The sequence below is a fragment of the Empedobacter brevis NBRC 14943 = ATCC 43319 genome (assembly GCF_000382425.1).
Taxonomy (GTDB): Bacteria; Bacteroidota; Bacteroidia; order Flavobacteriales; family Weeksellaceae; genus Empedobacter; species Empedobacter brevis.
This window is the reverse complement of record NZ_KB908302.1, coordinates 18,174-40,014: the sequence shown is the minus strand read 5'-3', so window position 1 is coordinate 40,014 and position 21,841 is coordinate 18,174. Positions and strand designations below refer to the sequence as shown.

The following is a 21,841-nucleotide window of genomic DNA, read 5'->3' as shown; positions in this document are numbered from 1 at the left end:
TATCCTTATTTTTCACCACTCAAACTTTTTGTCGTTTCTTTTCCCCATTTTTTTTCTACCATATAATACAAAGCCGGCAGAGCAAAAAGTGTTATAATCGTTGAAAACAATAATCCATATACTATCACTGTTGCCAGTGGTCGTTGAACATCTGAACCTATTCCTGTTGCTAATGAAGCCGGCAGTAAACCTAAAATGGCTACAGTGGCTGTCATCAACACAGGCCTGAAGCGATCTTTTGCTCCTTCTATCACAGCTCTTGAAAGTGAACTTTCTTTCTTCTTCAAGAAATTAATATGAGAAATCATAATTACTCCATTCTGTATTGCAACACCAAATAATGCAATAAATCCTACTGCAGATGAGACATTCAATGTCATTCCTCTTACATTTAAAGCCAACATTCCTCCAAATACGGCTAATGGAATAATTCCGATTAGCAGAAGAGCTTGTCTTAATTTTCCAAATGCTGCGTATAAAAGCATAAACATGGCTAAAATTGCAATTGGTATAATAAATGAAAGTCTGTCATACGCCCGATTTTGATTCTCGAATTGCCCACTCCATTTAATATGATACAGATTATGATCAAAATTTATATTCTGTTCTATTTTTGTTTCTGCTTCTTTTAAAAAAGAACTTAAGTCTCGATCGCGTAAATTCAATTTTATGGTCAAATGACGCTTATTCATTTCGCGCGTGATTGTACTTTCTCCTGTGTTAAGTTTTATATCGGCAACTTGAGCTAGTGGAATTTTTATCCCGTCTACATTGGTCAAACTTAATTGACCTATCTTTTCTGGTGTATCTCGACTATCTTCCTTGTATCGGCAAGTAAGATCATATACTCTATCATCAACAAATATTTGGGACACAGCTTTTCCTCCAATTGCAATTTCAATCAATTCAGAAACATCAGAAACATTCAATCCATATTGGGCAATTTTATCCCGATTAGCATGAATTTGGAGCTGGGGTAAAGGAGGTTCTTGGTCAATTGACACATCAACTGCCCCTTTTATCTTTTTCAATTCTTTCATGACATCTTCAGCTATTTGCCTTGTTTGAGTAAAATCTTTTCCATACACTTTAACTGCTAACTCACTGTGTGCTCCTGCTATTTTATCCATCACTCCATCTATCATTGGTTGAGAAAAACCAACTGTAAAGCCAGGCATCTTTGCATACTCAGTTTCTAATTCACGAATCAAATCATTTTTAGTTTTTCCTCTAGACCATTCTTTATAAGGTTTTAATCCTATTGAAACTTCAAAATGAGATGCCGTCCATGGATCTGTTCCGTCATCATTTCTACCTGCTTGTACCATGACATAAGTTACCTCATCATATTTGATGGTATTTTTTCTCAAAGAATCACTCATCTCTTTGGATTTTTCAACGGATAACCCAGATGGTAATTCTACCTGCAACCAAATAGAACCCTCGTCTAAGGTTGGCAAAAAATCTTTTCCTACTGTTATAGATAACATTATTGTACTGACAAGAACCAACACAATAGGCAAAATGACTTTTATTGGTTTAGCGACAATTTTTTCAATGGCAATTGAATAGTTTTTGGTTAATTTTTCTAACCATTTATTATGATAAATTTTTCTTGGTTTCTTGTACACAACAAAAGCTAACCCTGGAATTAACAACAACGCGACCAGTAAAGCTCCAAACAATGCATAACCAACGGTAAAAGCCATTGGAGTAAAAAGTTTTCGTTCGACTCTTTCAAAAGCAAATAATGGTAGATAGGCTGTTATAATAATTATAGTGGCAAAAAATATTGGTTTGGCAACTTGTTTTGCAACTGTTGAAACACTTTTTTCTTCCAGCTTTTCTCCTTGTTTTTCTTCTCTTTTCTTCAAGATTGTTTCCATCATTACGATAGCCCCGTCGACAATAATTCCGAAGTCTATCGCACCTAATGATAACAGATTAGCCGGAACGGCGGTAAAATGCATTAAAATAAATGCAATTAATAATGAAATTGGAATTGTGATCGCAATTAAAAGAGCACCTCTCCAACTACCTAAAAAAACAATCAATACAATGACCACCAAACAAACTCCTTCAATCAATGTATGGGAAACAGTGTTAAGCGTAGTCTCTACTAAATCTGTTCGGTCTAAAAAAGCATGAATTTTTACATCTTTTGGCAATAACTCATGATTCAATTCATCTACGGCGTTGTGAATTTCTTTTAATACTGTAGAAGGATCCTCTCCTTTCAGCAAAAGTACAATACCTTCGATTCCATCGCTGTGATTTCTTGTTTTATCCGTATAACCTAAAATACCTTTTCGCTCTAAATTCCCATATTTTAATTCGCCTATATCTGTTAATAAAACAGGTACGCCTTTTTCCGATTTGATGACAATTTTACCAAAGTCTTCTAAATCTTTTACTAAACCTATTCCTCTAATTACATAACCTATATCCCCTTGAGGCAATGTACTTCCTCCTGCATTAATATTATTTTCTTCTATCGTAGTGACAACATCATTTAATGATAAATTGTATTGAACCAATTTATGTGGATTAATTTCTATTTGATATTGAGTTGTTATTCCTCCAAAATTTGTTACTTCAGCTACCCCTGGAACTTGGTTGATTCTTGGTACAATAACGAAACGTTGTAAGTCTGTTAATTCTCTTAAATCTTTCGATTCACTTTCAATAATATAACGATAAACCTCTCCAACAGGTGAGGTTAACGGATCTAACCCAGGTTCAGCCCCGTAGGGCAATTCAATTTCATTCAATCTTTCCTGAATTCTCATACGAGCCCAGTAATCTTCTACACCATCCTTAAAAACAATTGTAATTATAGATAAACCAAATGTACTTTTACTTCGCATAACATGCATTCCAGGTAAACCATTTAAAACACGTTCTATCGGAATTGTAATTTGTTGTTCTATTTCCTCTGCAGCCAATCCGGGAACCTGCGTAACAACTTGTGACGTGACATCTGCAATATCCGGATAAGCTTCTATTGCCAGTTGTTTCCAAGAATAGTAGCCAAAAAGTGCCGCCAACGAGAACATAGCTACAACCAACCATTTTTTAGCAATTGCTATTTCTATTAGTCTATTCATCACTCTTCTTTCATTTCTTATTTAACACCCATTAAAAATATTCCTCCTTCAACTACAACTTCCTCTCCTGCTTTTAAACCTTCAGTAACGCGAATAAACTGACTATCTTGGGAAATTGTAATTCCTCTCATTTTCGTTTTTCGGTATCTTCTTTTACCTGTTTTTACAAAAACATACTGATTTTGATGTTCTTGGAAAACAGCTTTTTTAGGGAGTAAGATCTCCTGTTTTCCTACATCACTCAGTACTACATTGACATACATCCCTGGTTTTAGTACCGATTCTAAATTCTCCGCTTCAATCAAGACATCAATACTTCTGGTTTCTTCGTTTAATAATTGTCCAATGTTTATTATTTTTCCATTGAATACTTTTCCAGATAAAGCATCAACTGTAAAACGCATATTTTTCAAATTCGTTAGAAATCCTACTTCATTTTCTTTTATTTGTGCTGAGACCCACACCTTCGACAATTCTGCTACAGCGACTAAAGCTTCATGATCTTCTTTAAGATACTGCCCTACAATCAAATCATTGTTTACGACTGTACCCGAAATAGGTGATCGAACAATTAGAGATTCTCCTATTTTTGTTTGAAGTGACGAATTAAAAACCTGTAATGATGCAGCCATTTGATCAAGTGTTATTTTCTTTAATTTATAAACTGTTTCGGCTTCTTCCAGTTCTCTTTTTATTCCTACATTATGAGCATACAACTCTTTTTGTCGGTTCAAATTAACCGTTGCTTGTTTTAATTCTTGTTGTGCGGAAAAATAGTCTTGCTGTGCAGAAAAATAGTCTGAAGATTTCAGCTCAAAGACAGGAGTTCCTTTTCGAATAAATTCACCTAATTTCACGAAAGATTTTATTACCCGCCCGGGAAAAGGGGATGCAATTTGAGCAAATCTGTCCGGAATTATTTTAACGATTCCTGTTGTTTTCAATTCTGATTCTAGGTATTGAAATTCTATTGTCCTGCATTTTAAGTTTGATTCTATCACAGAATTTTCTGTCAATTCTATCTCATCATTTAATAGCTGATAATCCGCAATTTTTGTTTGGTCAACATTACTTTTACAATTATTCATCAAAAGCAGAACAGTTCCTGTTAAGAGTAATAAAGGATGGCACAATCTTATTGTTTTCATAAGGGGTTTCTGTCTTGTTTTTAAAGTTTTTTAATCCTCTTTTCCTATAATTTCCCATCGAATTTTTTGAACATCCTTTTCAATCGTTAATCGACTTGCAATTTTTTCTAAAAGACTATCCTGTTGAAAAAGAGTGGATATTTCAGCAGAAATCATGACAGAATTATTTCGTAAATCATCATCACTTGAAAGCGATTTCATCATAAGATGATCATTATTCTCTATAGAACGCATCAAGAGTACTCTCAAATGATTTTCAACATCATTTTTACACTTAATAACCAATAAATAATCCGTATTTTTATGCTGTTTATTTTTAAATGAATAGCGGTAGATATGATGACTTACAGGTCGTAATAATAAATGTGCGAACATAACAGCAGAAGTAAGCACAACAGCTTGTAATGAAAGTCCACAGCCTGCAAATGAACCTACTGCTGCTGAACACCAGATTGTGGCTGCTGTATTCAAACCTCTTACGCTCACTCCATCTTTCATAATAACACCCGCTCCTAAAAAGCCTATTCCGCTAACAACATAAGACGCTATACGTCCTGTGGCATCACCTCCGATTGAATAGGACATTAAAATAAACGCTGCAGAACCGACACTAACCAAAGCATTTGTTCTTAAACCTGCGCTCTTTTGACGGTATTCACGCTCTAATCCTATTGCAGCCCCCAGTAAAAAAGCTAGACTAAGCTGCATTGCAAAATTCATTGTATTCATTTTATTCTTCTTTTAAAAACAAACCGAGGTTCTATTACTTTAAAAGAAGCAAATGAATCTTGGGTTTGTTATTCAACTAATTGGGAATCTATTTCCATTTCGATTTTTTCTGGGGCAAAGCTACAATACATTGAAATTTCTCCTTGTTAGAAACCTTTTAGAAAAATATTAGAATTTTATTAGAACGAAAAAACCTGCATTGATGCAGGTTTTTATTTTCAATTGATTAATATATTTGTTGTTATTTCTTCAATGCTATTTCAAAAATAGTTTCTTTATTTTTTTCTGAACGAACCTTTATATTTCCTTGATGTAAATCGAGAATTTTCTTTGTTAAAGGAAGGCCTATTCCTTGTCCTTCAACACTTTTGTATTGACGCCCTCTAAAGAAAGGTTCAAAAATCGATTTCATTTCTTCCTGACGAATTCCTTCTCCTTTGTTAATAAACTTAATTTTGACTTCGTTCTCATCAAAATCTATTTCAACAATACAACTTTGATCGTTCGAATATTTACATGCATTTTCAATTAAATTCACAAAAGCAACCTTCAATAAATATTCGTTTCCATTCACGACAGTTTCATTTTCTTCTTCAGGTATTCGAATAAAACTTAAATTTACTTTGTACTTTCCGTTATGTTTTTGAATTTGACTTACAGCATCTAAAAGTATTTCATCTGTTCGCGTCTTTTTAAATTTTATTTCTAAGGGATCATAACTTGCTTTTGCCATATCAAACAAACTATTTGACAGACGAACAATTCTTTTTGTATCATTCAACGCATTTTGTATTAACTCTTGATATTCTTCGGAAGAATGCGTTTTATGCAGAGCCATTTCAAGTTCCGTTACAATTGCAGCTAATGGTGTACGAAGTTCATGCGCAATGTTTGAAACAAAACTTTTTTGTGATTCAAAGGAATTTTCCAGGCGTTGTAACATCTGATTTATCGTAGACGTTAATTCTGCTAATTCGTCTCCTTCTGATTTTGCTTCAATTCTCAGATCGAGATTTGAAGCAGAAATTTTTTTCGCTTTGTTGATAATCTCTTTAACAGGATTAATTGCTTTATTGGTGAAAAAAAAAGCCGATACTACAATCAATAACAAAGAGATGGTATAAATGAACACAATGTTTCGAAATAAATTATCTAATTTACTGTATCCATATTCGTCCAAAGCTGCAGCTGTCACAATATAGTTCGTCCCATCAACTTTATAGTTCATTCCTATCACCTGCCATTTATCCTGATAAAAAAAAACATTTCCTTTTTTCTGAATTTGAGCAAATAATTCATCTGTCTCTTTTACAAAATCTATTTCAACTGCATCATGATAAAGCAATTGATGATCATGATAAATCGCAACTTCTACTTCATTGATTGTTTGCCTGTTGTTTCGATAAATACTATGTAAAACAGTTGAAGAAACTTTAGCTTTTAGAAAAAGATTAGACTTTGTAACTGCTTCTTTCTTCAACAATTCAAAAAATTCTTTTTCCCTGTCTTTTTTTGCAGAATAATAAATAACAAATGCAAAAAGGAATAAAATTGCAGCTGTAAGTAATGTAAATAGAATTGTTAACCTAACTCTTATTTTCATCTTTTTTCAATATAAATCCTTGTCCTGATTTTGTATGAATCAACTTTGTTTCAAATTGTTTATCAATTTTATTTCTCAAATAATTGATGTATACGTCGATAAAATTAGTCCCTGTATCAAAATGAGTGTCCCAAACTTTTTCTGCAATTTCACTTCTCGGTAAAACACGTTCATTATTTTCCAACATATATTGCAATAATCGAAACTCTTTGGGAGTCAAATCGATTTCTTTTTCTTCCCGTTTAACAATCTTCGTGTGAAGATTCATTTCTAATGTATCATATTTCAATAAAAACAGTTTCGATGTATGATTGAAATTTCTTTTGGATAAAACACCAATTCTCGCTATAAGCTCCCTCATTTCAAATGGTTTCACCATATAATCATCTGCCCCGGCATCAAATCCTTCTACTTTATCATCCGTAGTACCTAAGGCAGTTAACATGATAACGGGTAAAAAAGGTTTATACTTTTTGATTTCCTGACAGAAATCTAACCCATCTAATTTTGGTAAGATAATATCTGATACAATCAAATCATATGCTGTACGAAGCGCAAGTTTAAGAGCCATTTCTCCATCATAAACTACAGTTACTTCGAATCCTGCCTCTTCTAATCCCCGTTGAATTAGTTCAGACATTCTTTGATCATCTTCTACAACTAAAATATGCATACTACAAAAATAGGTTTTTTAGTTATAGTATAACTTAAGCAATCATCAATAAAAAACAGTGTTAAGACATGTCTTAACACTGTTTTTTATTGATGATTTAATTTCTTCTACTTATTTATGGGGTTGAAATAGAAGCCTGTTGAATTTTTCCATTAAAATATTTCCATCCGTTCAACCCAAAATCGACTAAATATTCTGCCATTTCATCCGGTTCAAGAGGTGCAATATACCCGGGAAAAGCTTCTTCTAACATTTCTGTTTGAACAGCTCCCAAAGCTACTGCATTAATTCGTGGTCCATGATCTTTCAATTCCTCAGCCAACAACTCCGTCAAGTTTACAGTTGCTGATTTCGAGGATGAATAAACCGATAAACCCGGAAATTTTACCGAACCTTGTACTGCTCCCATCGTCGAGATATTAACCACATGAGAAGAAGTATCAAATTTAGGCATCAATAATTGTATCAATCGGTATGGTGCCATAAAATTTACCTGCCATGAAGTTAACAAATCCTCCTGCTGTATTTCTTCAAACGGTTTATTAATACAAATTCCGGCATTATTGTATAGAATATCTACTTTTTTCCAAGATGTTACAGCTTCTAAGACTTTTGAAATTTCATCAAAATTCGTCAAGTCAATTCCAATAAATTGGTATTGATTTTCGTTTGCAAAAGCTTCCAATTCTTTCAATTTATCCACATTTCGAGAAATTGTCAACACTCGGTTTCCTAATTCTAAATGTTGTTTTGCCAATTCAAAACCTATTCCTCTACTCGCTCCTGTTACGATTATATTTTTCATACTGTTGCACAAAATTTACAATTTGATCTATCGATTCAAACTTTATTCCTTCAAAGATGATGTTATTTTCTGTGATTTCAATATGATTTTCAGCATTATTTTCAACAGAAATCCCATTACGAATCAACGCATTTTTTACCCAAAAAGCCAATTCAGAATCACCTCGAACACCGATTGATTTCGAAAAGTCTTTCCGCGTCGAAAAACGGTTGTTTTTTTGATCATATATCAAATTTTGATTGGATAATTTTTGAATAATCCGATGTTCAAAAGCTAGTTCCTCCGGTATATTTTCATAAAATTTCCCATCCTCAATCCACCAAATTTTATCTGCTCTTTCTAATGCAAAATCGACTTCATGTGTAATCATTAAAAACGATTTCTCTGTTTTCGACTTCAGTTCATTCAATAAATTGAAAATCTTATATTGATTGGCTAAATCCAAATTAGACGTCGGTTCATCTAAAACTACCAATTTCGCATCTTGGCATAAAGCACGGGCAATCATCACTAACTGCAACTGTCCTTCACTTATTTCATTTGCAAACTGGTAAGATAAATCTGTAATGCCAACCAATTCCAAAACCTCCTCTATTAGATATTGTTCCTCTTTGGACATCTTTTTCAAGACATTGTGATAAGGCAGACGTCCCATTGCAACCAATTCAGTCACTTTAATTTTTGGAACAATAGACAAACGCGGCAAAACAACCGCAATTTGTTGCGCTATTTCTTGGGAAGATAACTTTTTAAGCGCGTCGTTTTCAACGTAAATTTCTCCATTTAATACTTTTTGAAAACCTAGAATTGAATTAATCAATGTTGATTTCCCAGCTCCGTTTTTTCCTAAAATTGCTATTAATTCATTCGAATTAATTGTTGCATTTATAGACGAAACGATTGTTTTAGAACCATATCCAACCGAAACATTTTCTAATTTCAAAACAGTATTTTTCATCGTACTTCATTTTTATTGTTCAACAAAATACTAATGACAATCGGAGCTCCAAACAAAGCTGTAATGATGTTAATTGGTAAAGTTCCAAACGGAAAAACTTCTGTCAAAATAGAAAATAACAGCATAAAAAAGATACCTGAAATAAAAATCCATCGATAAAGAACTTTCATGTCTCCTGTTTTCAATAAAGTTCTGCAAATATGTGGTACAGCTAATCCGATAAAACTAATCGGCCCTGCAAAAGCCGTTGCTGAAGCGGTTAACAAAGCTGTTGAAACCAGAATTATAAATCGTAATCTTTTGATATTTATTCCTAAGGATTGAGCATATTTTTCTCCCAATAATAGAGCTGTAATTCCACGCAACGTAAATAATGAAACGATAATCCCTCCCAAAACAAACAATGCAAAAATGCTCAATTGTTCCCAAGACAATCCGCTTATAGATCCAAATCCCCAAACCAAATATGCTTTGATTTTATCAGAAGGAGCAAAATACTGCATCATTCCGATTAATGCACCGGCTAATCCCGCTATCATAAAGCCAATAATGACTAGAGAAGCAGAAGATTTGACACGAAAGGAGAGTGAAATTACCAAAAATAAAGCGATGATTGCGCCCATAAAAGAAGCTACAATGGTAATCCAAGGATTATTCAGAAATTCATCCAAACCAATCATGGAGAAAAGAAAAATCACAATGGCAACGCCTAAACTTGCCATCGATGTAATTCCTAAAACAGAAGGTTCTGCCAATGGATTCTTGAATAATTCCTGCATCAAAAAGCCAGAAATTGGCAATGAAATTCCAACCAAAAGAGCTGTTAACGACTTTGGTAAACGAAAGTTAAGCACAAGATTATGGAGCATTTCATCTGAGTTTCCTGAAAATACCTTAAAAATTTCAGTGAAAGAAATTGAAACTTTGCCGACACTTAAACTTAAAATAAAAAGGAGAAGTGTCAGAATGATCAGTATAAAAAATAGTGGTTTTTCTTTCATTAAGACAAAGATAGAAAATCTAATAATTTCTTAAAGTTTAATTGCAGATTGGTTTTTATTGAGAATTTATGATTAGTTTCGTTCCATGAATGTTAGAAGTTTTGTTTTAATTATTTCTTCAATTTTTGTGCTACTCACACCGTGTAGCATCAAAGCTTCTATTCATACTATTTTGGACGTAGAGAATGTTCAGCAAACGAAAACTTCTCCGTCCAAAACAATTCAAAATAAATCAAACCCATGTACTGTTGTTAAGTTTGAAACAATTAAAAAATCAACGAAACAACTTAATTTTTCGAATTTTGATTTACCTCAAACATCATTTCAATTCATTCCATTTGCTCGCTCTTCTTTGATCGAAGAAGATTCAAATTCAATTGAAATTCAATCATCAAAAATTCCATTCTATCTTTTATATAAGCAATTGAAATATTCCTTGTCGTCATAATTATTTACAATTATTCCGATTACAATTATTCAATAACTTATACAATTATTTATGCAAAATAAATCTGTTCTCTCAATGGGTAATGCTGTCTTGGCATTACGTTTGGTCATTGGTTGGACTTACTTTTCAGCTTTCTGGAGGCGTTTAATTTTAGAAAATAAACTGGATCCTGAAGCAGCCGGTTATATTGGTGAAAAATTCAATCATTTTTTACCAAATGCTCTTTTCATCAAACCTCTTATTCAATATTTAGTAGAAAATCCCGAAGCTTTATTTTGGAACATGTGGATTTTCACACTTGTTGAAGGAATTGTAGGACTCCTTTTAATACTCGGTTATAAAACCCGTCTCATGAGTATTGCTGTTTTTTTCTTAGCAATGGGAATTCTACTTGGTTCAGGTTGGATTGGTACAACATGTTTAGACGAATGGCAAATTGGTGTATTAGGTTTAGCCGGAGGTTTCAGTTTGTTTCAAGCAGGGTCAGGAAAAATATCATTGGATTATTTTTTCCATAAAAACCAGTACATTCAACAAGAAAACGAGTGGAATATAACATCATATAAAAAATTTTCACCTTATTTTTTGGGGTTTAGTTTTTTCATTTTATTCGTTACCCTATTTACCAATCAAGTATTTCATGGCGGTGTTTATGGCACTTTGCATAATAAATCTGTAAAACCTCAAGTAGAAATTTCGAATCTTACACAACAACAAAATAAGGTTTCATTTGATGTCATGCGAATAGAAGGTGCTGATGTATATGGTTCTTTTTTAATTCAAATTGATTTTCATGATCACCAAAATGAAATCATAAAATCTCTTGACATGAAAGCGCTGGCTAATTTAGATCATCAGCAGATTTCAAATTATTATGTAGCAAAAGTTGCACCACATAAACATAGTTTGGTATTACCTTTGGGTGCAAAAGCTAATTTAAATTTTCACATAGAAAACAAAATTCACAAAGTAGTTTTAACTGACATAAGCGGATTACAATGGGAACAAACAATAACAAATTTATAACAATGTTAAAAAGAAATTATTCAACAATAATCGTAGGTGCATTGGCTTTGGTCTTACTTTTTGTACCGGAAGCAAAAGCCATGATGCAACAGGGTTTAATGAAATTAGGTTTATTTCAACCTAAATTAGAAAAAGTAGAACCAGTTATTCAATCTAAATCAGAAGCAAATTATACTTTTGAAATGGTTTATGCAGATGGAAGATCAGTGAATATAGAAGATTTGAAAGGCAAGGTGGTCTTTATGAATTTTTGGGCAACCTGGTGTCCTCCTTGTATTGCAGAAATGCCTTCAATTCAACAACTTTATGACAAAGTAAAAGATGATGAGGAAATCGTTATCTTAACTGTTGAAGTCGAGGGAAAAAGAGATAAAGTTGCCAAATTTATGGAGCGTAAAAAACTGTCGTTGCCAGTGGTTTATCCCAATTCTTCTATTCCGACAGAATTTTTCAATGGTTCCTTACCAACAACTGTTATTTTAGATAAGAAAGGCAATATTGCGCATACGACAATGGGCATGGCAGATTATTCAGGTCAGGACATTGTTGATTTCTTAAATGAATTGAAAACAATGAACTAAAAATTTTGATTATAGATCAATTAAAAAATCCCGTTGAATGAGATCATTCAACGGGATTTCTGGTTATAGTTATAAAATTTATAACAATTTTATTTTCATTATATTTTATTCTGTTGGAAATTTAGGACGGTCCATTTTATATTTTGTCCCATTCATCGATTCAAGAAAAGATTTCAAAGCTGTCTTCTCCTCTTGTGTAAGATTTAGTGGTTGTAACAATGGGTCTGTATAAGGATAAAGCGGATCTTTTGCTTTTTCTTCCGGTGTAGGGTCTATCATATGCATTCCACTGTTATACAGATTGATCAATCCATCCAAATCATCGAAAAAACCATTGTGCATCCAAGGTCTTGTATTCAATAAATCTCGTAAGGATGGCGTTTTAAATTTCCCCACATCATCTGCCTTTTTCGTAAACTCATAACGTCCCAGGTCTTCATATTTTCTTTTATAATAGGTTAAGCCGATATTATGAAAAGATTCATCTGTTAAATATGTTCCATTGTGACAATTCATACAACGCGCTTTTGTACGAAACAAATGCATGCCGTAAATTTCCTGATCCGTCAAAGATTTATAATCACCATCTATAAAACGATCAAAACGGCTTGGCTGGCTTTTTATCGATTTCTGAAAAACTGCCAATGCATGATTGATTCGGGTATTCGTTATTTTTTCATCTCCGAAAGCATCTTTAAACAATTTTAAATACCCTTTGTATTGTTTTAATTTTTCCGGCAATTTCGTTACATCCATATCCATTTCATGAAAAGCAGAAAGTGGTCCATTTGCTTGGTCCTCTAATGTCAGTGCTCGTCCATCCCAGAAAAAAGAAGTTCTTTCTGCAATATTGAATAAAGATTGGGTGTTACGTGTTCCTTCTAAATGATTATTTCCTAAAGAAACTTTTCTTCGGTCAGTCCATCCCATTTCCGGATCGTGACAAGAACTACAAGAGATTTGATTTGAACCGGACAGTTTAGGATCAAAGAATAACATCTTCCCCAAGATCACTTCTGGTTGAGCATGTGTTGTAAAATATGCTGTATCTCGTTTGATAGAACTAAACTCTTTCCACTCTACTCCTTTATCTATAACTGGTTTTGGCCAAAGACTAATGTTATTTTTATAACTATTAATAATATCTTGTATCGTTGGATCCTGCAAATAATTGAGATCATTTTTTACCGCAGGGGCAAAACTTACCAAGAAAAAAAGACTTAAAACTAAGGTTGATAGTACTATTTTAAACTTCATTTTTTTAGAACGTTATTCCTAATGAAACAGAGGAATAATTATTATTTTTTGATTGAATTTTTGATTGAATAAAACTTCCACTTACAAAAAATGCAGGTAATTTTTCCAATTTTAAATCGTAGCGCAAGTTAGCACCAATTGTTGTGATATCACTTGATAGATAATTAAAATCTTCAATGATCCAATTGTTTATCGCATTTACTGCATTTGTACTCAGTACATTTTTTGCAGAGACAACAGACTTATAATCAAAAAACGGATGAAAGGATACGATTTGATTTTTTGCTATTTTATGCGTATAATCTATCGTTACTCCCATCGTGTTGTATTCAAATTTTTGACCACTATAGGGTAAAATTCGTTGTTCTGTTGTTTTTTGATAATTATAATACGGAGCAAATGATAAACTAAAATTTTCTTTATTCACAGCATAGTATAACGATAAACCTGTTATTTCGTCCTCTTTTTTATAAGATAGGCGTTTATAAATTAGTGATGTCAATTTTTCATTATTACTATAGCCAAATTCAGTTCCTTTTGTTTTAGTAGACAAAAAATTTGCTTTTACCCCCAAACGGTGATCATTTAATTGAAAAAATTTGGCAGCTTCTACTTCCATATAATTTCTATCTAAATCAGAAATGACAAGATAACGATTCAGGGTTCCCCTAAAATTTCTTTCCATATTAGATTGACCTATATTTGCTAAAACATAAAAATTTCTTCCTGTTTTATCTCCTAATTTCAGTCCTGTTTTATAACTATATTCTTCATGAACGGAACTTTGAACAGATGCTCCTCCTGTAAAGAAACTATTGTAAATTCCTAAACCTGTCATTTGATACACCAGGGGCTGCCCTAAACTATTCACAAAACGAACCGTACTATTCTGTTGGTACTTGTTTCCTTCTACAAAAACATCAACAGATAAATTTCTATAAAAATTGTACCCGGCTCCTATTTTTATTCCTAATTCTGAGGTCGTATTATTTAACCTCGGGTCACGAGCACGAGAACCTAATTGAGCCTGATAACTTAGTTGAGCCCCAATCGAAAACTGATTAAATTTTTGTCCGTAACCACCCAAAAAGTTATAACGCTCTATCTCTATATCTCCACCAACTGAATCTGAAGAAATATAAGGTGCAACTCGATCATAATCTAAGTTTTCATTCCATTTTATCTTATTTTGTTTTAAATTTTGATAAGATGCGGATCCCCAAAGAACTTTTCGATCGTTTAGCTTCTGGAAAGAACGTGTAGAAACTCCTATTCCTTGTTCTCCGGAACCTTTTTGTTGGCGATAAATTTTATCTTTTTGCTCGAAATAGTCTAAACGTAATTCTGAAAAAGAAGAAAAACTATAATCCAGCATATTCGCCGGATTATAGTAATATTGTTGTTTAAACCCTCTTTCAGTATTGTATTGATTCTTAAAGTCTTGAAAAAATGACACACTATCTTGTGCTTTTGAAATCTGACACAAGCAAAGCATAATCAATAAAATCTGATAGATATTCCGCGTTTTCAACATTAATTGATTTTGATTAGTGAACAATTCCGTTTTTTAAACTTGGTTCAGCATTTTTGATAAAATCGACAGTAGAATTATTGGTGTCTTTGTACACGTTTTTTCCGTTTTCCATTTTACCTAAAATATGTCTACGAACCGATTTTCCTAAACGACTTGCGTCATTCCAGAATTCACCAACACCTGTCCAACCTGCGTCAATAGAAGCTCCTAATAATAATTGAGCAAAACGATCTGGTACACTATTATTCATTCCGTCTACAATCCACGTATTTGGAATCTCGTATGTACTTTTCTTTGTAATATTACCTGCTGAATTTACATATTGGTAATCGTATTTGTATTTTTCTAAGAAAGTCGTAGATGTTTCCCCTTCCGGAAAACGGGCAAGAGCATAAGATTCTACCCCACTACTATGCAAGAAAAACATATTAAAGTTCATCTGAGAATATATAACAGAAACATTAGGTACAGCAGGATTATCTACTTGTCCCAATGCAGGATTTTCTGAAGGGAACTCAAAATTAGCTGCACTTAAATCAAATGCTGTACTTGTAATGGCGTTATGATTAATTGCATTATCTGCAATGACAAAAAAGTCACCCGGTTGCACAGGATAATCAGTTCCGTTTCCTGGTAAAACCATTACTCCTTTTACTGCAAATGCTGTATTCGGGTGATAAGGCGTTACATTATTATTTACTTGAGAAACAAACTCTGACTGGGCTAAAATCAATTTATCTGCATACAATACTTTATCTGTATTATTTGTAATTTTGAAATAACGACCTGAATTATAAGGCTTTCCTTCAGGCGTTTTAACACCTGTATAGAATGCCTCTTCAATGATAAAATCTTCATTAAACTGTTTAATGAACAATGAAATTGTTACATTTTCTGCAGCGCTCTTCACATCTACTGCAGCAGATCCTCCTATTTTCACTTCTTCATTCGCCGTTGTAACAACTGTTCCGTTTACTGTCAGTTTATATGATCCTTGAGGAAGTTCCAATGTATACGCATTTGCATCTTCAACAGTTTTTGTTGTTTTTGCACCTGTGTTTAATTCAAGTACTTCAATTTCTAATTTCTTAAATGTTTTGATGTTATCTCCTTTAAAAGAAATTGTCAATGTACTATTCTGAACTACTTCTGTTCCAAAATTATCGTCATTAGAACAAGAGACGAACGTATAAGTAGAGGATAGAGCTAAGATGCTTAGTATTAAAAATCTTTTTTTCATGTTATATTAATTTGATTCATTTATTTTTAAAAATTATAATTGATTTCCATTCCAAAATAGGGCGCTAATTTTTGTGCTGTGTCAACCTTAATATTGTTAAAATAGTATGGATGATCGTAACTATAAATACGTGTCACAAACATAGAAGCTCTCAAATCTTTGTAAATACTTTTTGTCACTTTGAAATTAACATTTATATCATAGCTGGCTTTACGAGACAAAGGATTCGATTTTGCTACACTTCTAATTAACCATTGTTTATAAAGATCTGATCTATCTGCATCCAAAAATGGATGACTTTGTCCGTCTAAATCAATATAGGCTATTGGAGTATCAATTATTTTTTTACGAATTTGATGCGTAAAAATTGACCCTTGTATTGATGCCGAAAAAGTTAAATCTAAACTCGGAACATACGTATCCATCATCAAGTTATAGTTAAGGTTGGAATTTTTATAACTGTCATCATTTTCATAAATTCCTACATAAGGGAACGAACCTATTACTCCTCCAATGGAAACATCAGGTTTCTCATAAATTGGATAATCGTTGTAATATTTTGTTTCAAACCAAGCACCACTCAATGTAAAACGTGTATTAATCCCTTTAAACCGAGGGGTACTGTACTGAAATTCTATTCCTTGTTTATCTGTCACAGAACCATTTTCTGTCTGTGCAAAAGCAGAATGCTCTCTCACAACAGAGTAAGGTACATTGGATAAATCTGGTCCATTAGGTGTCCAATTATTGATATCAACTTTTGTCGCATCATATCGTTTGTATGAATTAACAATATAATCCTTCGTTGATCTAAAACCATTTCGAATCGTTTCATTGTAATATGAGACAAAGAAATTATGATGGTTATAACTAAAATCTACTCGAATTTCTTTCTTGATATTTTTAACTGCTGTCAATTCTTTATTTTCCAAATCTTGTACATATGTCATGTAGTTAACATAACGATATTGCTCATCGTTATGATAATAATTCAATTGTACATAATCTTTAAATTGTCGATTAGGATACAAATAATACGTTGTTGGTTGTTTATAAAATTGTCCATATCCCATCGTAACATCTATTTGAAGAGGTTTCCCGGCAATCATAAATTGCGGTAATCCGTATTGAAGATTAATACGTGGTTCTACAAACACTTGGTCACTTATTGCGTAAGAACGATCTACACCAAGTAATTTACTAACCCTCAAACCTCCGTATAACGTAAACTTATGTTGATCTAACTTATAATCAATTCTATCTCCTAGAAAAAGTGCTAAATTTTGTGTTGCCGGAATATCTTTGAATGCTCTTGGACGAGTGGACATACTTGGGCTTGGTGGTTGGGTGACATCATATACATCTCCTTTACCATTATTCTTACTGTATCGCCAATCCCCTCCAAATTCGTAGGTATGTTGCATTATTCCAAACAAAGCGCGTTTTCCACTTGCACGAAATCTCGCATTCATGTCCAATGGTTTACCATCAGTCATATAATTTGCAATAAAACTTGGTTTGGCATAAATACCAACATTTTCACCTTCTTGTGTTGAGATTGACAGTGCCCGAGGACCTGAATATTGTATAAACTGGGTTTGTTCTATTCGATCTAACCCTTGTTGCAAAGAAGTATTGAATGTTACATCTTGGAAGAAAAAACTTTTTGGCAAAGTGTAAACAAAATTATTTGCAATACTTATTCTTCTTCTATAGGATTTATACGAATCTGTTGCTGCATTTGCATTATCCGGATCCAATTTTACATTATCTAAGTTTCCCCAAAAATCAAGATTGGTCTTCCATCTTAGTGGATAATCAAACAGTTTTAATTTTACATCTGAACGAACAGAAGCCGATATACGTTGATAATTTTGAGTTTCATCACTTGGATCTGATTTTGCATTCATCAAATCAAAAGAAGTCATCACACTCCAATTATCTTTTACCTTAAAACCTTTTCCAATATAATATTGTTTACTATAGCCATCTACTTTTAACCTAGCTTGTAAAGGAGATTGTCCTATTTTTCGTTCTATTTTTATTAATCCGGTTGTTAAATCACCATATTCTGCAGAAGGTATTCCCCTTATTATTTCAACTTTTTCAATATCATTGGTAGAAATACTTCTCATGTCAATACCTGTAGAAATATTGGTACGATCTTTATCTGCATAAGACATATGCCCTTCATTTAACGAACGTTGCATATCCGAATTGGTATTGAGAATATTATCATCTACCATAAATTGAATTCCTAATGAAGAAGAGCCATAATTAGTCGGTACTCCACCACTTTCCCTTATTAACGCTCTATTTCTCAAAGTCAGGTTTGGCGTTTTAGCCAATCCTCCAGGTAATAATTCCATCAAATCAGAAAAACTAGATGGCTGCAAATGCTCCATTGCTTTTCTCGTTATAACAGATTTTGAAGTTAGTCCTTTGTCTTCTTTTGCTGTAAAAACCACTTCTTGTAACGCTATATTATTGGAAACAAGTACTGGTGTTAAAAAAAGATCTTTGGAAAGATCTACAGGAATCTCTTTATTTTCATAGGCTGCATGTGAAAGCTGCAAAGTGTACTTCCCTTCCGGCAAATTAACTTTTGCATACCCCTTTTCATCAGTCGTGATTATTTTTTTATTGTCCAATAAAATAGTTACTTGTTGTAAAGAAATACTATCTGTATCCATTACATGAATTGTCAATTGTTTATCTGTTTCCTGCGCACACAAACCAGCTGATAAACAACCAAATACAACCACTAATAATTTATTTTTTATAAAATAAAACGACATCCACCTATTTTTGAAGATGGCAAATGTAGAATAATTCTAAATAAAATAATAATTTATTTAGACTAAATCTATATAAATAAGATATAAATCATATTTTATAAAAATATTAAGTCGCACAAAATAAACCAATTATAAACTTTCTTTCATAAAAAAATCGAGATTGACTTAAAAATTAAGTCAACCTCGACATTTGTAATATAGTTGAACGTTGTTTTACATACAATCTATCATTCCCTTATTCTTTGTTATTAATAAACTAGTCTCAGTCCTACACCAAATCCCATATCACTGTCATAATGTGTCCGGATATGCATATTTCTATTGAGGATATAACTCAATTCCCCCATATATTCTTTATCTGTATTCCACATAAAACCTGCCCGAACTCGTTTAGAAATTGGAATATCTTCTCGCATAAACTGCAATCTAAATTTTCCTGTATGATATACTTCGGCCTGGAAATCAATCAACATGGGTAATTTATACACAAATCCCGCACTGAATAAACCTTTGTTTCGATCCGTTTGCTGTCCAAAAATATTTTTCTCTATATTTCCATGTTCTGCCAATTTTGTGTGTTGATTCCAATCAAATCCAACAAAAACCTGAAACCATTGATTTCTATCTAAGAATCTTCCCAAATGTGTTTCAACCTCATACCCATGTTCAGGTTTATAGCCAATACTCCATTCCGAAGTTAGTGCCCAACGTGCATCTTGTACCATAAATGTCCCATCCAAACCATTTGTAGCAAAATCATTTTCAGCCATCATATGTTTCATATTACTTTCCATTTGCAACATTTTATAGGCGTGTTTTTTATTCGGTAAATTCGGATTTTTGTAATCTCCTACCTCAAAAACACGGTTCATTCCTGCCATCATATGGTATAAAATGTGACAATGGAAGAACCAGTCTCCTTCTGTGTTTGCTTCAAATTCGATTACATTTGTCTCCATTGGCATAATGTCCAATACATTTTTTAATGGTGAATATTCCCCATTTTTATTGATGACACGAAAATCGAAGCCATGTAAATGCATTGGATGGCGCATCATCGAATTATTATACAAGGTAATGCGTAAAATTTCACCCTTTTTAACCGGAATTTTATCTGTTTCAGAAAATACTTTATTGTCCATACTCCATACATAACGGTTCATATTTCCCGTTAATTCAAATCGCAATTCTCTAACCGGAGCATCTTTCGGAAGTTCTGTATTTTCCGGAGCTTTTAACATTCCATAATTTAAAGTCGTAATCGTTGAAGACGAATTTCCATGTGTAGAATGATCCATTTCGGTCATTTCTGATGATTGCTTTGGAGATTTTTTGGATTTCTTCTTTGCCTCTCCCGTAATTTCAGGATACATAACCGTATTCATATCCATCTGCTGCAAACTCATTTTCATTCCCATTTCATTCATCGTTCCATCCATGTTCATCATGTCGTTCATCATTTTCATTCCTTCGAAATATTTCAATTTAGGAAGTGGCTCCATCAATTGTTTCTTTCCTTCTCCGATGAATAACGAAGCCGAACCTGTTCTATCCTCAGAAGTCGCCTGAAATTCGTATGACAATCCTCCTTCCGGAACTGTTACCACAACATCATATGTTTCAGAAACACCAATTATCAACCTGTCAACCTCCAATGGTTCTACATCGTTTCCGTCGTTTGCAACAACCGTAATTTTTCCTCCTGCATAACGCAGCCAGAAATACGTAGATGCTCCTCCGTTTGAAATTCGTAAACGAACTTTATCGCCGGCTTTAAATTGCTTTAACTGACTTTCATTTTCAGCATTTATCAGAAATTTCTCGTAGTAAACGTCACTCACATCCATTGCCAACATTCGCTTCCATTCGTTGGTTAACTTTGTTTTGAAATGACCTTCTCTAATTGCTTCAGCATAACTTTGCGTTGAACCTTTTTTTATTCCGGCCCAATCGTTTGCATTATGCAACATTCGTTGAATATTTTTTGGATTAAGATCTGTCCATTCACTTAACATTACCGGAATCGTTGGTAAATCATCAATTCCTTTTCGAAAAGTGGGGTCGTTTTCTCGTTTCTTTAAAATCATCGATCCATACATCCCGATTTGTTCCTGATATCCTGAATGGCTGTGATACCAATGTGTTCCATTTTGAATAATCGGAAAAGAATAAGTATACGTTTCTCCAGGTTTAATGCCCATTTGCGTTAACATGGGTACACCATCTTCCTTATTCGGCAACCATACACCATGCCAATGCAATGACGTTTCCTCTTTCAACTCATTATGTACTCTAATTACAGCATTATCTCCTTCTGTAAACTCTAGCGTAGGCATCGGAATTTGCCCGTTTACTGCAATCGCTCTTTTTTCTTTTCCTGAAAAATTAACAATTGTATCACGGACATACAAATCATATTCAACGCGTTTCTGAGCTTGCAAAATAATAACCGAAGAAACAAAAAGTAGGCAAAGTAATTTTCTCATATCCAATGATTATTTTAGTTGACTGAACTTTTTGTAATTATCTTCATTTTCAAAATAATCAACATTTCCTATCTGATCTTTCAACACGATATACGCATTCGCCTTGTCTATCTGTTTTCCTGTGAAAGGGTCTGTTGCTTTTCGGGCAGTTTCGTCATTTGGAATTCGTTCCACACACATATTACAACACCCATAGTATGTTTTACCATCATAAGGAACTTCAAATTGGTCTTTTCCCATGTATGCATTATTCACCATACAAACCTGATTATTGGGTACTTTATCCCCAACATTATAAGCCAAAACTTGTGGTTCTTGACTCTTTTCAGTTGCATGCTCTGCATGAGTAACTTCTTTTGATTCCTCTTTATTTTGACAAGATGTTAAAACAAAAACACTCAAAATCGAAACACTTAGTACTATTTTTAATTTCTTCATTTTCATTCA

Annotated in this window: 17 protein-coding genes; 3 read left to right on the top strand and 14 right to left on the bottom strand. The window is 33.2% G+C overall.

The window, feature by feature from the left end; all coding sequences use genetic code 11:
- Positions 1-5: 5 nt before the first annotated feature.
- From H277_RS0115345 to H277_RS0115310, 8 genes are all read right to left on the bottom strand, one after another.
- Positions 6-3,107 (bottom strand): efflux RND transporter permease subunit, encoded by a 3,102-nt coding sequence (locus tag H277_RS0115345; protein WP_019976502.1) that lies wholly within the window; start codon positions 3,105-3,107, stop codon positions 6-8.
- A gap of 17 nt (positions 3,108-3,124) precedes the next feature.
- On the bottom strand, positions 3,125-4,255 hold the full coding sequence (locus H277_RS0115340; RefSeq protein ID WP_026357652.1) for an efflux RND transporter periplasmic adaptor subunit: 1,131 nt from the start codon (positions 4,253-4,255) through the stop codon (positions 3,125-3,127).
- Between the two features lie 30 nt (positions 4,256-4,285).
- A complete protein-coding gene (locus H277_RS0115335) occupies positions 4,286-4,984 on the bottom strand; it encodes an MgtC/SapB family protein (protein WP_019976500.1) in 699 nt (232 codons plus the stop codon).
- Positions 4,985-5,225: 241 nt separating this feature from the next.
- Positions 5,226-6,587 carry an ATP-binding protein gene (locus H277_RS0115330; RefSeq protein WP_019976499.1) on the bottom strand — a complete coding sequence of 454 codons (1,362 nt, stop codon included), beginning with the start codon at positions 6,585-6,587 and terminating at the stop codon, positions 5,226-5,228.
- Positions 6,571-7,260, bottom strand: a complete 690-nt coding sequence (locus H277_RS0115325) for a response regulator transcription factor (protein WP_019976498.1) — start codon at positions 7,258-7,260, stop codon at positions 6,571-6,573. Before H277_RS0115325 ends, H277_RS0115330 begins: the two co-directional genes overlap by 17 nt.
- A gap of 115 nt (positions 7,261-7,375) precedes the next feature.
- On the bottom strand, positions 7,376-8,065 hold the full coding sequence (locus H277_RS0115320) for an SDR family NAD(P)-dependent oxidoreductase (protein ID WP_019976497.1): 690 nt from the start codon (positions 8,063-8,065) through the stop codon (positions 7,376-7,378).
- The gene (locus tag H277_RS19260; RefSeq protein WP_019976496.1) at positions 8,034-9,023 is read right to left on the bottom strand and encodes an ABC transporter ATP-binding protein; all 990 of its coding nucleotides are present in this window, start codon (positions 9,021-9,023) and stop codon (positions 8,034-8,036) included. Before H277_RS19260 ends, H277_RS0115320 begins: the two co-directional genes overlap by 32 nt.
- Positions 9,020-10,024, bottom strand: a complete 1,005-nt coding sequence (locus H277_RS0115310) for a FecCD family ABC transporter permease (protein WP_019976495.1) — start codon at positions 10,022-10,024, stop codon at positions 9,020-9,022. Before H277_RS0115310 ends, H277_RS19260 begins: the two co-directional genes overlap by 4 nt.
- 85 nt (positions 10,025-10,109) lie before the next feature.
- Here H277_RS0115310 and H277_RS0115305 point away from each other — a divergent pair, with 85 nt between their 5' ends.
- From H277_RS0115305 to H277_RS0115295, 3 genes are read left to right on the top strand one after another with little or no spacing between them, the layout of a single operon-like run.
- Positions 10,110-10,472 (top strand): hypothetical protein, encoded by a 363-nt coding sequence (locus H277_RS0115305; protein WP_019976494.1) that lies wholly within the window; start codon positions 10,110-10,112, stop codon positions 10,470-10,472.
- A 51-nt stretch (positions 10,473-10,523) separates the two neighbouring features.
- The gene (locus H277_RS0115300; protein ID WP_146810463.1) at positions 10,524-11,498 is read left to right on the top strand and encodes a TQO small subunit DoxD; all 975 of its coding nucleotides are present in this window, start codon (positions 10,524-10,526) and stop codon (positions 11,496-11,498) included.
- A gap of 2 nt (positions 11,499-11,500) precedes the next feature.
- On the top strand, positions 11,501-12,079 hold the full coding sequence (locus H277_RS0115295; protein ID WP_033422755.1) for a TlpA family protein disulfide reductase: 579 nt from the start codon (positions 11,501-11,503) through the stop codon (positions 12,077-12,079).
- A 105-nt stretch (positions 12,080-12,184) separates the two neighbouring features.
- On the opposite strand, the gene H277_RS0115290 is transcribed toward H277_RS0115295, so the two are convergent.
- The 6 genes from H277_RS0115290 to H277_RS0115265 form a co-directional block, all read right to left on the bottom strand.
- Entirely contained in the window at positions 12,185-13,336 is a 1,152-nt protein-coding gene (locus H277_RS0115290; protein WP_026357650.1) for a cytochrome-c peroxidase, read from the bottom strand.
- Between the two features lie 4 nt (positions 13,337-13,340).
- Positions 13,341-14,870 carry a DUF6850 family outer membrane beta-barrel protein gene (locus tag H277_RS0115285; RefSeq protein ID WP_019976490.1) on the bottom strand — a complete coding sequence of 510 codons (1,530 nt, stop codon included), beginning with the start codon at positions 14,868-14,870 and terminating at the stop codon, positions 13,341-13,343.
- Between the two features lie 13 nt (positions 14,871-14,883).
- Positions 14,884-16,110, bottom strand: a complete 1,227-nt coding sequence (locus H277_RS0115280) for a DUF4876 domain-containing protein (protein ID WP_019976489.1) — start codon at positions 16,108-16,110, stop codon at positions 14,884-14,886.
- A 26-nt stretch (positions 16,111-16,136) separates the two neighbouring features.
- Positions 16,137-18,908 carry a TonB-dependent receptor gene (locus H277_RS0115275; RefSeq protein ID WP_019976488.1) on the bottom strand — a complete coding sequence of 924 codons (2,772 nt, stop codon included), beginning with the start codon at positions 18,906-18,908 and terminating at the stop codon, positions 16,137-16,139.
- A 248-nt stretch (positions 18,909-19,156) separates the two neighbouring features.
- Positions 19,157-21,394, bottom strand: coding sequence for a multicopper oxidase domain-containing protein (locus H277_RS0115270; protein ID WP_033422752.1), 2,238 nt, complete (start codon positions 21,392-21,394; stop codon positions 19,157-19,159).
- Between the two features lie 9 nt (positions 21,395-21,403).
- A complete protein-coding gene (locus H277_RS0115265; protein ID WP_026357647.1) occupies positions 21,404-21,832 on the bottom strand; it encodes a hypothetical protein in 429 nt (142 codons plus the stop codon).
- Positions 21,833-21,841 lie beyond the last annotated feature (9 nt).